General features: G+C 35.0%; 12 protein-coding genes and 4 pseudogenes. 14 read left to right on the forward strand and 2 right to left on the reverse strand.

Going from position 1 to position 13451, the window contains the following annotated elements:
- The first annotated feature begins 61 nt into the window (after positions 1-61).
- Positions 62-982: a nuclease-related domain-containing protein gene (locus TTE_RS03235; RefSeq protein WP_011025079.1), complete on the forward strand. Its 921-nt coding sequence runs from the start codon at positions 62-64 to the stop codon at positions 980-982.
- Positions 983-1123: 141 nt separating this feature from the next.
- Here the strand turns inward: TTE_RS03235 and TTE_RS13420 are convergent.
- Positions 1124-1309, reverse strand: a pseudogene (locus TTE_RS13420) (ATP-binding protein); the annotation flags it as partial.
- Between the two features lie 96 nt (positions 1310-1405).
- Positions 1406-1537, reverse strand: a pseudogene (locus tag TTE_RS13715) (IS21 family transposase); the annotation flags it as partial.
- 143 nt (positions 1538-1680) lie between these two features.
- On the opposite strand from TTE_RS13715, the gene TTE_RS03240 reads away from it, so the two are divergent.
- The 13 genes and pseudogenes from TTE_RS03240 (at position 1681) to TTE_RS03295 (ending at position 13363) form a co-directional block, all read left to right on the forward strand.
- Positions 1681-2529, forward strand: a complete 849-nt coding sequence (locus TTE_RS03240) for a hypothetical protein (RefSeq protein WP_011025080.1) — start codon at positions 1681-1683, stop codon at positions 2527-2529.
- A 174-nt stretch (positions 2530-2703) separates the two neighbouring features.
- Positions 2704-3366 carry an SdpI family protein gene (locus tag TTE_RS03245; RefSeq protein WP_011025081.1) on the forward strand — a complete coding sequence of 221 codons (663 nt, stop codon included), beginning with the start codon at positions 2704-2706 and terminating at the stop codon, positions 3364-3366.
- A 120-nt stretch (positions 3367-3486) separates the two neighbouring features.
- Positions 3487-4656: a plasmid pRiA4b ORF-3 family protein gene (locus TTE_RS03250; protein ID WP_011025082.1), complete on the forward strand. Its 1170-nt coding sequence runs from the start codon at positions 3487-3489 to the stop codon at positions 4654-4656.
- Positions 4657-4691: 35 nt separating this feature from the next.
- The gene (locus TTE_RS13425) at positions 4692-5003 is read left to right on the forward strand and encodes an Rpn family recombination-promoting nuclease/putative transposase (RefSeq protein WP_011025083.1); all 312 of its coding nucleotides are present in this window, start codon (positions 4692-4694) and stop codon (positions 5001-5003) included.
- 148 nt (positions 5004-5151) lie between these two features.
- Positions 5152-5763 (forward strand): pyroglutamyl-peptidase I, encoded by a 612-nt coding sequence (gene pcp / locus TTE_RS03260; protein ID WP_011025084.1) that lies wholly within the window; start codon positions 5152-5154, stop codon positions 5761-5763.
- A 68-nt stretch (positions 5764-5831) separates the two neighbouring features.
- Positions 5832-6383 (forward strand): ATP-binding protein, encoded by a 552-nt coding sequence (locus TTE_RS03265; protein ID WP_011025085.1) that lies wholly within the window; start codon positions 5832-5834, stop codon positions 6381-6383.
- A gap of 64 nt (positions 6384-6447) precedes the next feature.
- A complete protein-coding gene (locus tag TTE_RS03270; protein ID WP_011025086.1) occupies positions 6448-8256 on the forward strand; it encodes a heme NO-binding domain-containing protein in 1809 nt (602 codons plus the stop codon).
- A gap of 14 nt (positions 8257-8270) precedes the next feature.
- On the forward strand, positions 8271-8816 hold the full coding sequence (yfcE, locus tag TTE_RS03275; RefSeq protein ID WP_011025087.1) for a phosphodiesterase: 546 nt from the start codon (positions 8271-8273) through the stop codon (positions 8814-8816).
- A gap of 24 nt (positions 8817-8840) precedes the next feature.
- Positions 8841-9002: pseudogene (locus TTE_RS13720) on the forward strand (aldo/keto reductase family oxidoreductase); the annotation flags it as partial.
- Positions 9003-9058: 56 nt separating this feature from the next.
- Entirely contained in the window at positions 9059-9652 is a 594-nt protein-coding gene (locus TTE_RS03280) for an IS607 family transposase (RefSeq protein ID WP_011025088.1), read from the forward strand.
- The gene (locus TTE_RS03285) at positions 9633-11069 is read left to right on the forward strand and encodes an IS200/IS605 family accessory protein TnpB-related protein (RefSeq protein ID WP_011025089.1); all 1437 of its coding nucleotides are present in this window, start codon (positions 9633-9635) and stop codon (positions 11067-11069) included. Before TTE_RS03280 ends, TTE_RS03285 begins: the two co-directional genes overlap by 20 nt.
- A gap of 139 nt (positions 11070-11208) precedes the next feature.
- Positions 11209-11964, forward strand: a pseudogene (locus TTE_RS03290) (aldo/keto reductase family oxidoreductase); the annotation flags it as partial.
- A 136-nt stretch (positions 11965-12100) separates the two neighbouring features.
- Positions 12101-13363 carry an Nramp family divalent metal transporter gene (locus tag TTE_RS03295; RefSeq protein WP_011025090.1) on the forward strand — a complete coding sequence of 421 codons (1263 nt, stop codon included), beginning with the start codon at positions 12101-12103 and terminating at the stop codon, positions 13361-13363.
- Positions 13364-13451: the final 88 nt, after the last annotated feature.

Here is a 13451-nt window from a genome sequence, read left to right on the forward strand (position 1 = left end):
GAAAAAACAGAAATAGAGGATTCATCTGTACGAGATAAATGTTAAAAAATGGGGGAGAAAAATGTGTGCCCGTTTTATCGAACAGGATAAAGAAATAAAAAAACTTTTTTATCAAAAAATCAAAGAAAAAGAAGAAAGAGAAAAACAAAAGCATTTAGAAAAGATTAGTGAAGGTTTCCTTGGTTGGCTTTTAGAACCTATTGCAGATGTTGCTTATACATGGAGGCGTATTTCTGAAAAAGAACAGGGAAGTAGTGGTGAAAATTCAGTAGGATGGGCATTACATTTGTGGCTTCCAAGTAGTGCAGTTGTTATAAATGACCTTGTTTTAGAAGTAGAGCCTGACGAGTTTATACAAATTGACCATCTTGTGTTAAATACGAACGGAATTTTTGTATTAGAGACAAAGTCATGGGACGGGGCTTTTTTAGGGACAAAAGATAAATGGCGTATGAAACAAGGTAATAAGTGGGTTGAAGTTCAAAGCCCTACCAAACAAAATGAGAGGCATGTTAAATTGTTTAAAAAATGGTTAGAAGAAAATTTGCCTGATTTACATGAAAGAATTAAAGATCATATACATCCAATTGTAATATTTAAACGGGCTAAATGGGTAAAAGCCAAAGATTGCAGCATGCCCGTTGTTATTGGAGGAATGGAAGCTGCTGGAGAAATTAGAAAAATAAAAGGAGAAAATATATCTGAAGAGGATATTAATTTGATTATTGAAGCTGTAAAAAATGCTAAACCGTTAGATCATGATGAATGGAAGAAGAAGCATAGTAAAGAAAAAGAAAAAAATAGAGAAAGATACCAAGTTACAACAGGTAAAACTTCAAATGGTAAAATGTATGTAAGGATTTTGGGTACAAAGGAAGATGCTCAAAAAGTTGCAGAGGAGTATAAAAACCAAAATTATACAATAAGCGAAATAAGGCAGGATAAAAAAGACAAAAATGTGTGGTTTTTTTATTATTCTTAAAGCTTGAAAAATAGTAAAGATGTTAGATGAAGCTAAGTAGTTAAATGTTTATTATTAAAGAATTGTCAAATCTGTCAATAGCGGATTAGAATTGACCCATTTTCAACGGTTTTAAATTGACCTACCCTGCGTTTTTTTAATTTAAGCCTTACCGTTTGGACTACCGTAATAAAGACCAATCTTTAACCTATCCTTTAAACGATAGCTGTTACCTCTTATGTTGATTATATGAGCATGGTGCAGCAATCTGTCCAATAGTGCAGTTGCAAGAACTGGATCCCCCATTAGTTCACCCTATTCTTCAAATCCTTTGCTGCTTATAAGTATAAAGAGGCAAAGGCTTTAAGTTTTCCCTCTTTAGTCTGTAAATCTGTCAATTGGTAGAGTTAAGGTTTGAACTGATCTTAGGATGGGTTTCCTTCAGGGGGTTCCCTCTGCTCTGAGATACTTTCTTATTGTGTTTCGAGAATGCCCTGTTTCTTGTGAAATTGCACGAATACTCTTGCCTTTTACTCTGAGTTCATGTATCATGAGGATAGACCCACTCCCTAGAATTTTTATCTCCCTCCGATAAGTGAGAGTTATTGCTGTTGTTACTTTTTGCTTTATTTGGAAAAGGCCATAACATTGACTAACCAAAATAGTGAAATTATTCAAGGGTTAAAAATCTTGCAGATTTTGAAAGGAATAGATGACATATGAATATTTATGATAAGATTAATGCTGTAATTAATTGTGACGATTTATTAACTTGGGGAGAACTACTAATTGATTTTGCAGAGTCGGCTCTGAAGGAAAAAAATAGGGCGAAAATTGTAAAATTTTTCTATCAACAATTGCAATATTTTGGGCTTTTGGATTATGTATTTGATAGTATAATTAACAAAAACGACTCGCAATATCTTATATATGAAGGTATAGATGCAGTTAGGAAATATGTTGCATTGACAATACCAAAACAAGATACTCCTGTTAAAACATTGAAATCTATAAAGACATATGGAAATCAGATATTATCAGACTTTAAAAAACCAGTCGGTAAAAGAATAACTAAAGAAAAGATTGAAGAAATAATGCATTATTTGGATGAAAAATTTAGTTTTTCAAAAAAAGTGTTTGCTGATAGAAAGCCCATGTTTATTTTGCTAAATTATAGTCATAGAAAATATAATAGTGAATGCTTGGTGATGCCCTATGGTAAGGAAATTATTCAACACTTTTTCCTTTACAATATGAAATCTAATTTAGAAGATACACCCGCACCGGAAGCTGTATTTTTTCATGAATTAGGACATGCACTTCATGCTAGATATACCGAAAATGTTAAAGTTGTGCCTGAAGAAATAATACTTTTTTTAAAAGAGCTTTGTATGCCAAAGATTGATTTATTAGAACCAGAACAACAAAGAGAGGTGTTTGCTGATATATTAAGTATTGGAATGATGTATGACAATCCATTTTCTGAATATGACCCATTTGTAAAAATACGTGAAGACGACAAGAAAGTATTTAGAATGCTCGTAGAAAAAATACTTGATTCAATATAATACCTAACTAAAATGAATTGACAAAAATTAGATTAAATTAATTAATTGAATAGTTAATGAGGCAGGGAGGAAAGTCTTCTGTACCAAGCAAAAAAACTATTGAGAACTTTGCAATAGATTTATTTACAGAGGAATAGGGTTGTCATACAACATGAGGGGAGTGTTTAATGTAGTATGGATGAAAACTACAATGTCAAATACGAAATAAAAAAGGATTTGTGGTTAATTGGCATTATCATATTAATATGGATTTTTACATTTGCCATTTTTGGACGTTTACCGGCTAAAATTCCAATACATTGGAACATTTCGGGTCAAGTAGACAGTTTTGGCCCAAAACATGATATATTTATTTTGCCTTCTATCATTACAATAATATATTTTGTAATGTTATGTGTACCTATTATTGATCCTAAAAGAGCCAATTATGACAAATTTGCTGGAGCTTATAGAATGATAAGAGCAGTTGTAGTAATTATTTTGTCAGCAGTATATTTTGCTTCTGCATATTCTGTATTAGGTTATAGAATTGATGTAAATAGAATGGGCAATCTTATTATTCCTTTTATGTTGATTGGTTTTGGGAGTGTTATGGGTAAACTTCGCCATAATTATTTTGTAGGTATAAGAACTCCCTGGACGTTAGCAGATGAAGAGGTATGGAATAATACACATCAGCTAGCTGAAAAACTATGGCTCATTGCAGGTATTATTGGCTTATTTGCTTCCTTTTTCAGAGGTACATGGGTTACTGTTTTTATGTTTGTGCTGCTAATTACTGCTGTTATAGTACCCATTGTATATTCTTATATAATTTTTAAAAACAAAGAAAAGTAGAGGATGGATGAGATTGCATTAAAGTTTTTTATGATATGGTTATGAGGGTAAGGGGACACAGGGACTTGTCTGAGAAAATTGAGATAAATAGAATTTTTATGTAGATTGGTGTGATAGGCTATGTTAATACAATGTACAAAAAAGTTGTTGGATGTGATAGAGAGAAAACCTGTGGCATATGAAGAAAAAAATTTGCTATTTTCCTGGCATGCGAATTTAATTACATTAAATCGAAGAAAGACTGTAGTTCTTGTAAATGATAAAAACAGATATGTGGTTGTTTTATATGGACTTAAAGCGAAGGATTTTAAAAGGTTTGATGAAATTATTTTAAATGCTATTCGACTGACGTTAGTGGATGAATGTATTGATGAAGAAATTGTGGAAGAGTACATAAGACAATCGGGAGAAGTTTTATATGGGAAAACAAAAAATAGTAGTTATGTAGGGAAAATGAATACGGCTTGTAATGTGGTGTACTTATATGAAGATTTACTTTTGGACAATACAATTTATCAAACTTTTGTAAGCAAAAAGACAAGCCGTTATTGGGTGGGCAAACAGGAAGAAGGATATATATCTCCAAGTAAAGAAATGTTTAAAGATTTAGAAGCTTTTGCAGGTAGACCCATTTTTAAATGCAGGGCAGTAGAGTTAAAAGTAACACTTGAAATGGAAAATCATAATATTTGGCGTAGGCTCATTGTCCCTTTAAATAGTACATTTACACAGTTTCACAAGGTACTTCAGGCTGCTTTTGGCTGGCTGGATTATCATCTTCACGAATTTTTTGTTTATGGGGATGAGAGATGGGATATTTTGCATATTGATATCAACTATTTTATTAATCATCCTGCTTATAATAAAGCAGGATACAAACCAGTTGTAAATTTGGTTAGCGATGAGGAAGCCTTTGATTATCCAAGGAAAGATGGTATAGAGAGGAAATTAGAAAAGGGGATAAGACTATCAGAGTATATTCCAAAATACAAAAGGCTGCAATATGTCTATGATTTTGGAGATGATTGGCGACATTATATTGAAGTAGAAAGAGTGATAGAGGATTATGATAAGAATTATGCTATTTGTGTTGATGGAGAAGGAAACGCCCCGCCTGAAGATGTAGGCGGTGAATATGGCTATGATAAATTTTTGGAGATAATTTCTGATAAAAATAATCCAGAATATGAGGATATGTTAATTTGGGGCAAATATCAAGGGTATAGGGATTTTGATATTGAGGATGTAAATAAAAATATTAAATTTGCTTATGATTCCTTTTTATTATGAAATGTTATTACTAACTCTATATATTACTTTTATACATGGTAGAGATATGGAGGAGCATATTAAAAGACGTGCCAAAAAAAGAATCAAGAAGGAAAGATTTTGAATTACCAGTTATAGTGCCGATAGTACTGTACAATGGGAGTCGTAAATGGACAGCAAAGACAAGCTATAAAGAAATCCTAAATTCTTATGAAACTTTTGGAGAATATGCAGTAGATTTTAAATATATACTGATAGATGTAAATAGGTATACGAAAGGAGGAGTTATTGAGGCTGGAGAATTTAATAGCGTCTGTATTTTTATTAGAACAGAAGGTAGAATTCGAAGAAATGATGACAAGACTTAGAGAATTGTCAAACACGTTAAAGAAATTGGATGAAGATGAGATTTTGTTATTTAAAGCATGGTTTAAAAAGATATTAATGGCAAGGATGCCAGAAGAAGAGAGAAAGAATATGGAGAGAATAATAGATGAAAATGAGGAGGTAGAAACTATGAAAATTCTTGTTACGGCTTTTGACCCTTTTGGAGGGGAGAGTGTCAATCCTTCTTATGAGGTGTTAAAGAATTTGAAAGATAATATAGAAGGAGCGGAAATAATAAAACTTCAAGTTCCCACTGCTTTTTATGTTTCTGTGGAAAAAGCAATAGAAAAGATAAAGGAAGTTAATCCTGATGCGGTTTTAAGCATTGGGCAGGCTGGTGGACGATATGATATAAGTGTCGAGAGGGTAGCTATCAATATTGATGATGCTAGAATTCCTGATAATATGGGGCAGCAGCCAATTGACATCCCGATTGACCCTGAAGGACCTCCAGCGTATTTTGCTACTATTCCAATAAAGGAAATAGTAGAAGCGATAAAAAAAGAAAACCTACCAGCATCTGTTTCTAATTCTGCAGGTACCTATGTGTGCAATCATCTAATGTACGGAATTCTAAATTACATCCATAAAAACAAATTGAACATTAAAGCAGGGTTTATTCATATACCTTATTTACCAGAACAAGTTCTAGAAAAGCCTAATACTCCTTATATGTCTTTAAGTGATATGGTAAAAGCTATAGAGACGGCCATAAAGGTGATTGTAAAAGCAATGGCATAGAAAAAATTTTGTTTTACGGTTCAAACTTGTTAAAATAGAGTTAAATAAAAAAGAATGAGGGGAGAGGAATGGGGGCTCTTGTCCTTCTTGTAGGGCTTCCAGGTGCAGGCAAGTCAACTTTTGCGGCAGAGCTCAAGAAAAAACGTCCTGATATAGTTGTAGTAAGTTCTGATGAGGTTCGCAAATACTTTTTTGGAGTTGTGTTTGAGCCGAAGGTAGAAAAGCAGGTGTGGTCTATAGTGCATTCTGCTGTTATAGGCAATTTAAAGCTGGGGAAGACAGTAGTTTTAGATGCGACAAATCTTACGAGAAGAAGCAGATATAAATGGGTAAGGTGGGCTGGGTGGTTTAAAAAGCCTGTGTTAGCTGTTTTTATCAATCCTCCTCTGGAGACAGTGTTTAAACAAAATGCCATGAGAGAAAAAGAGTGGGTAGTACCTGAGGAGGAAATGAGAAAGAAGGTAATGATTTTAAAGGTTCCTCAGATGGAGGAAGGTTTTTATTCTGTTGTAAATATTGAAAAGGCAGATGAAGAATCGGTAAAGAAGGTTATTGAAGAACTTGAAAAAATAGAAGGTGAAACTTTTGAAAAGAGAAAAATTGTTCAAGTTAAGCAGTAAAATAAAATTATTTTTTGCCGAAAATAATTAAGGATAATACTACTATTTACTGGGGAGTGAGAAAATGAAGGGGACAATCGTCGGGACATGGATAAAGACCCTGAGGGACCTTTACGGGAATGATGTGGTTGATGAATCTTTAAAAAGTGTGGGTTGGGAACCAGATAGGGTAATTACACCTCTGGAGGATATTGATGACGATGAGGTTAGGAGAATTTTTGCTAAGGTGAGTGAAAAAACTGGTAAAAATGTCAACGAAATATGGAGAGAGGTAGGAAGGCAGAACATAAAAACTTTCAGCGAATGGTTTCCCTCCTATTTTGCAGGGAGAAGGCTAGTGAATTTTTTAATGATGATGGATGAGGTACACCTACAGCTTACCAAGATGATAAAAGGAGCCACTCCTCCAAGGCTTATTGCAAAGCCTGTTGCAAAAGATGCCATTGAAATGGAGTACGTTTCTAAAAGAAAGATGTACGATTACTTTTTAGGGCTTATAGAGGGTAGTTCTAAATTTTTCAAGGAAGAAATTTCAGTGGAAGAGGTCGAAAGAGGCGAAAAAGATGGCTTTTCAAGGCTAAAAGTCAGGATAAAATTTAAAAACCCCGTTTTTGAGTATAAGAAAAATGTCTGGGGAAAGATACTGGGCTTTGGCTTTATAAGGAGCAACTCTTTTAAACTTGCTTTATGGAGCTTTATCATAGGCTTTTTGGTGGTAGGATTTGTATCTTCATGGGACCTTCTAAAAAGCTTTTCTGGCGCATTTATAATAGGAGCTTTTACGTACATATTTTCTTATATTTTGAATATGCCTGCTAAGAATCTTCATGAATTTGTAAAAATCATGGGAAGCAGAAATTTAGAAGAGGAGTTTAAACTAGAAAGCGGTGACGTTTTTGAAGCTATTGCAGAGGAGTTAAACAGCGTAAAAGATACTATTAAGAAGGACATGCTGTTTTTAAAAGGCGGCACAGACGACATGCACAATTTTGTTCACAGGTTTAATGAGATTGCAGAGAACATGAAGAAGGTGTCTGAAGATATATCTTCTGTGGTGAATGATGTAGCTTCTTCTACAGTTCATCAGGCAGAAGAGATAGAAAGGGCTGTCGGAATACTGGACGAAAATATAAAAAAGATAAATGAGATTGCAGGAACTAGCAAGGAGAGCAATGAAAAACTGGAAAATTCTATAGAAAATATAAAAAGGGCAAATACCGATGTAACAGATGTTGCCAAGGAATTATCACAGGTAGAAGTGGATTTTTCTAGTATATATGAGATGGGCAAGGTGCTTTCAGATAGCGCTAAAGATATCATGGCAATAGTCACTACTGTAGAGGAAATTTCAGATCAGACTAATTTGCTGGCGCTAAATGCGGCTATTGAGGCGGCGAGGGCAGGAGAAGCAGGAAGAGGGTTTGCCGTGGTAGCAGAAGAGGTGAGGAATTTAGCTGAAAATTCGAAAAATGCGGTAAAGACCATAACAGAAAGCTTAGTCAATTTTACAGGTCAGGTGGAGAATCTAGCAGAGAAGATAAGTGCCCAGTTTGAAAGGCTTAAAAAGAGCATTTCCACTCTGGAGAAGGTGGTAGAAAAAAATACAATGGCTACAGAAGAGGTTGCAGGGATATCAAGCGTGATAGTCGAATCTGCAAACAGGCTTTATGAAGAGGCAGAGAAGCTTTCAGAGGTCTTCGGACACCTGGAAAATCTGGCTGCTATTTCAGAAGAGAATTCGGCTTCTTCTGAGGAAATGAGTGCCAATGTTACAGAGTATTCAAACAGAATAAGGGAATTTATAGAGCAGATAAAGCAGATGGAGACACTTGTTACAAACTTTAAGAAGGAGCTTGATAAATACAAAGTTTGAAGAAGGTGGTATTTGTGAAAATAGGACTTGTAAGTGATACTCACGGGGATTATAAGTCCTGGGAGAAGGCGTTTAGGTTTTTGAAAGAATGTGATATTATACTGCACGCTGGGGATGTGCTGTATCATGGTCCTAGAAATCCCCTCCCGGAAGGGTACGACCCTAAAAAGCTGGCAGAGGCGATAAATTCCTGCGAGATTTCTATCCTCATAGCGGAGGGAAACTGTGATGCCTATGTAGACCAGATGGTTATTAATGTGCCTATTACACCTTATGTTTTTACCGTAATTGAAGGGAAAAAGATTATGGTAAATCACGGGCATCTACTGACTGATGAGGAAATAGAAAAGCTCATTTTAAGATACAGTTTAGACTACTTTATTGTAGGCCATACTCACATCCCTGTTGTGAAAAAGATAGGCAAATGTACTCTGATAAATCCCGGTTCCACTTCTCTCAGCAAGAGGGAGGATAAAATAAATTCCATTGGGTTTGTTGAAATTGAGAAAGACAGAGCTTATGTGATTAATCTGGAAAATGGGGAGAAAATCATTGATTGAAATTGAAAGGAGAAGGTGTAAAAGGTGAAGTATATAAATATTGGCAATGAGATAAAAGCTTCTTCCATAGCTTTGGGGTGCATGAGAATAAGCGATAAACCTACAAAGCAGGTAGAAGAGCTTATTGATACTGCTTTGGGAGAGGGCATAAACTTTTTTGACCACGCTGATATATACGGAGGAGGTCAAAACAGTTGAAATTAGTAGTAAAAAATGATATAATTTTAACTAGGTGATGATGAATGTTATTAACTATAAAGAAGGTTAAAGAGCTGTATGATATAAGCAGAATTACATTAATAAACTGGGAAAAGGAAGGATTAATAACCCCAGTTAGAACACCAAAAGGAAGAAGAAGATACAAAAAAGAAGATATAGAGAAGTTATTAGGCATGCTGGAAGAAAAACCAAAACCTAAAGTAGTTTTGTATGCAAGAGTGTCCACAAAGAAACAAGAAGAATATCTTAAGAATCAAATTAGAAGGCTTGAAGAATACGCTAATTCCCAAGGATGGCAGTATGAAGTCATATCCGAAATAGCAAGTGGGGTAAATGAAAACAGGAGAGGCTTATTAAAGCTTTTGAACAAGATAAAAAGAGGAGAAGTTGAAAAAGTTGTAATAGAATATCCTGATAGACTAGCGAGATTTGGCTTTGAATATCTCAAATTTTTCATGGAAAGCTTTGGGGTGGAGCTTATAGTTTTAAACGGGAAAGAAAACGAAGAAGACGCAAATAAAGAACTGGCAGAAGACTTAATAGCAATAGTAACATCTTTTGCAGCAAGAATTTACGGACAAAGGGGTGGCAAAAAACATGATAGTAATACAGGCTAAACTCATTTCTCTAAATCAAGAAGACAAACAAACAGTATTAGACTTAATGAGAAGATGGTCTTCTTGTATGAGATTTGCATATAACAGACTTTTAGAAGGAGAAAAAAGAGCAGATTTAAAAAGGAAGTTACCCCAGGTATTCAATTTAAACTCAAGGTATGTAGATGATGCAATAATGAAAGCAAGGAGTACACTGGAATCTGCGAAAGAACTAGGTAAAAGTCCAAGAAAAGTCATTTTTGGCGGGAAAAAACTGTTTAGAAAACTTCAAAAACATCATTTAAATGGTAAAGCATATGAAAAATTAAAAATTAGGTGGCAGGAGAAGAGAAAAGGAAATCTCTATTCAAGAGGAGATAAAAGCAAAAAAGGAAATCTCAACACAAGAATAGAAGTAAGAAAAAATGGCACTTTCTTAAGGATAAATGTAGGGGAAAGAAAATATGTATATGCCAGAATAGAAGCAGGCTATAAAAAGAATAAGAGAAGAGAAGAACTTCTGCAGGAGATTGCAGAATCAAACATACCCTACTCTGTAGAATTAAAACTCAAAAATGGCAATATATACGCCTATTTTGCTATTGAAGAAAAATATCCAGAAATAAAAATAACAAAAGAAAAAGGAGTCATAGGAATAGACATAAATGCATATCCAGACAACATATCATGGACAGAAGTAGATGAAAAAGGGAATCTAATAAGCTATGGGAATATACCAATGCCAGAGCTTGTAAGTGGCAGTAAAGACAAAAAAGAATATTTCAGATGGCACTATGCTCATGAAATAGTAAAGATAGCAAAAGAGAAAGGAAAAGCAATAGTAATTGAAAAATTGGACATAAAAGAAAAAGGCAAAAAAGGAGACTTTTCAGGGAGAAAATCAAGGAGAATAAGACATAACTTTAGCTATAAATCACTTCTTTCAAAAATAAAAACACTAGCAAAGAGAGAAGGGATAGAAGTAATAGAGGTAGACCCTTCTTACACGTCAATAATAGGCATGTTAAAATATTCACCGCAGTATATGATAACAAAAGATATAGCAGCAGCCTATGTAATAGCAAGAAGAGGGTTGGGACTGCAAGAAAAGATACCAGATAATTATATGAAGTTTCTCAACGCATTGACTGTAGAAGAATTAGAAGAATTAAAAGAGTACGTAAAGAAAACAGTCAGAAACAAAAAGTTAAAGAAGAAACACTTAAAAGAGATAAAGAAAGCAATAGAATTTCTACAAAGCCTTGGGAGTGAGCCAGAAAGAGTGCTAAAACCTCTGGATGGAACAAGTTTTAGTGCCCATGATTTCTGGCGAGTTCTCAAGGTAGCGGTGGTAACTCCACTCTCTCCTGAGAAGGTACCGAGAGACTTCTCTACCCTGAAAGGATTACTAATTCAGGGTAAGTGGAGAGACCCTTAAGGGCGTGAGTTCCTGCTTCTTGGGGCAGGGGCTATGACTTTCCCAAAAACCGCCTGCTGGGGCTGGGGAAAGTCTGAAGGGCGGACTACAAATACCCCAGCTATCTAAACTGTACATTTTTGTACAGTTTGGGTAACCAGGAAAGTCGGAAGAGGTATTTGGGAAAGTTTTAAAAAAGAAAAAGGGCTTAAGGGAAAAAATTATTATACAGACAAAATGCGGAATAAGAAATGGCTATTACGATTTTTCAAAGGAAGACATATTAAAGTCTGTAGAGGGAAGTTTAAAAAGGCTAGATACAGACTACATAGATATTTTGCTATTGCATAGACCTGATACTTTAATGGAACCCGAAGAGATTGCAGAAGCATTTTCGATATTACATAGCAGTGGAAAGGTTAGAAATTTTGGTGTGAGCAATTTCAACCCTATGCAGATTGAGCTTTTGAGTAAATATTTAAATCAAAGACTTATTGTAAATCAGTTGCAGTTTAGTATTGCTCATACTGGTATGATTGATTTTGGTTTTAATGTGAATATGAAGGTAGATCAAGCGATAAATAGAGATGGAAGTGTCCTGGAGTATTGCAGGTTGAAAGGAATTACTATACAAGCATGGTCTCCTTTCCAGTATGGATTTTTTGAGGGGACTTTCTTGGGGAATGAGAAATTTAAGGAATTGAATGAAAAAATTGATGAGATAGCTATACAAAAAGGAGTACCCAGTATTGCTATACCTATTGCGTGGATTTTAAGACATCCTGCAAAAATACAGGCTATTGTTGGTACAACGAACCCAGCTCGATTAAAAGATATCTGTAAGGCAGCAGATATTGAACTTACAAGAGAGGAATGGTATGCTTTATATAGGTCTGCGGGAAACAAATTGCCATGAGATAGCGCGTTTGTGCGCTATTTTTTATTACTTATTCTGTGAATCACGGATCAGGACGAAGCTTTCACGAATGCCCGATTTGTGCCTCTTGCAGTTGTAAAAGGTGCAGATTAAAATTTTAAAATGAGGTGAACAAATGATTACAAAAGTCAAAAATTTATTTAAAGGTGAACATCGCCCTAAACTTATGGCTTTAGATTTTATTAAATACATAGGTCCTGGGCTACTGGTTACTGTGGGTTTTATTGACCCGGGAAATTGGGCTTCTAATGTTGCTGCAGGTTCGTCTTACGGTTATAAGCTTTTATGGATGGTGACTTTATCTACTATCATGCTCATTATACTCCAGCACAATGCTGCACATCTGGGTATAGTTACAGGTTATTGCATGTCTGAAGCTGCAACTAAGTTTTTAAAGCCTTTTACTTCGAGGTTAGTTCTTATTTCAGCTGTCTTTGCGGCGATTTTGACGGCGATGGCAGAAATTTTAGGTGCCGCGATAGCTCTTCAAATGCTTTTTAAGATACCGATAAAGATAGGAAGTTTGATTACTGTTGTTTTTGTGTCATGGATGCTTTATACAAATTCCTATAAAAAGTTGGAAAAGTGGATTATAAGTTTTGTATCTCTTATTGGCATTTCTTTTATATTTGAGCTTTCGCTAATTGATGTGAAATGGGCAGAGGTAGCTTCAAGCTGGGTGAAACCAGAATTTCCAGCAGGTTCTATGCCTATAATTATGAGTGTGCTTGGTGCTGTTGTTATGCCCCACAATTTGTTTTTGCACTCGGAGATAATACAAAGCAGGCAGTGGAATTTAGAAGATGAGAAAGTCATTGTGAAACAGCTTAATTATGAGTATTTTGACACTATCTTTTCTATGATAATAGGTTGGGGGATAAACAGTGCTATGATTATTGTTGCGGCATCGGCTTTTTTTACCAATAATGTAACCGTAATGGAGCTTAATCAGGCACAGCAGATGTTAAAACCTCTTTTGGGAAATGCGTCAGCAGTGGTTTTTGCTTTGGCTCTTCTTTTTGCAGGAATTTCTTCCTCTATAACAGCAGGAATGGCAGGCGGAAGTATTTTTGCGGGGATATATGGAGAACCATATGATATACACGATGCACATACAAAAGTTGGCGTAGGAATTACATATATTTTTGCAGTGCTAATAATATTCTTTGTAAAAAGCCCCTTTCAAGGACTAGTTTATTCGCAGATGTTTTTAAGTGTACAGCTTCCAATTACAATCTTTTTGCTCATTTATTTGACTTCTTCAAAAAAGATCATGGGTAAGTTTGCAAATACATTGCTTTATAAGGTATTGTTGTGGACTATAGGAATAATAGTGACGGTTTTAAATGCGATGCTTCTTATGAGCTTTGTTGGGTGATTGATATGAATGCTTGGTCGGGCATCCTGCTTACAGTATAGCTTCCATTTGCATCGAAGTGACATACAGCTTTGAAGTGCTTTAAAGC

It is taken from the genome of Caldanaerobacter subterraneus subsp. tengcongensis MB4 (assembly GCF_000007085.1).
GTDB lineage: Bacteria > Bacillota > Thermoanaerobacteria > Thermoanaerobacterales > Thermoanaerobacteraceae > Thermoanaerobacter > Thermoanaerobacter subterraneus.

Excerpts from the sequence above, each read along its gene's own strand:
- TTE_RS03245 (WP_011025081.1), top strand. The coding sequence starts at position 2,704 with ATGGATGAAAACTACAATGTCAAATACGAAATAAAAAAGGATTTGTGG.
- TTE_RS03270 (WP_011025086.1), top strand. The coding sequence starts at position 6,448 with ATGAAGGGGACAATCGTCGGGACATGGATAAAGACCCTGAGGGACCTT.
- TTE_RS03295 (WP_011025090.1), top strand. The coding sequence starts at position 12,101 with ATGATTACAAAAGTCAAAAATTTATTTAAAGGTGAACATCGCCCTAAA.
- TTE_RS03250 (WP_011025082.1), top strand. The coding sequence starts at position 3,487 with ATGTTAATACAATGTACAAAAAAGTTGTTGGATGTGATAGAGAGAAAA.
- pcp (WP_011025084.1), top strand. The coding sequence starts at position 5,152 with ATGAAAATTCTTGTTACGGCTTTTGACCCTTTTGGAGGGGAGAGTGTC.
- TTE_RS13425 (WP_011025083.1), top strand. The coding sequence starts at position 4,692 with ATGGTAGAGATATGGAGGAGCATATTAAAAGACGTGCCAAAAAAAGAA.
- TTE_RS03240 (WP_011025080.1), top strand. The coding sequence starts at position 1,681 with ATGAATATTTATGATAAGATTAATGCTGTAATTAATTGTGACGATTTA.
- TTE_RS03280 (WP_011025088.1), top strand. The coding sequence starts at position 9,059 with ATGTTATTAACTATAAAGAAGGTTAAAGAGCTGTATGATATAAGCAGA.
- TTE_RS03235 (WP_011025079.1), top strand. The coding sequence starts at position 62 with ATGTGTGCCCGTTTTATCGAACAGGATAAAGAAATAAAAAAACTTTTT.
- TTE_RS03285 (WP_011025089.1), top strand. The coding sequence starts at position 9,633 with ATGATAGTAATACAGGCTAAACTCATTTCTCTAAATCAAGAAGACAAA.
- TTE_RS03265 (WP_011025085.1), top strand. The coding sequence starts at position 5,832 with ATGGGGGCTCTTGTCCTTCTTGTAGGGCTTCCAGGTGCAGGCAAGTCA.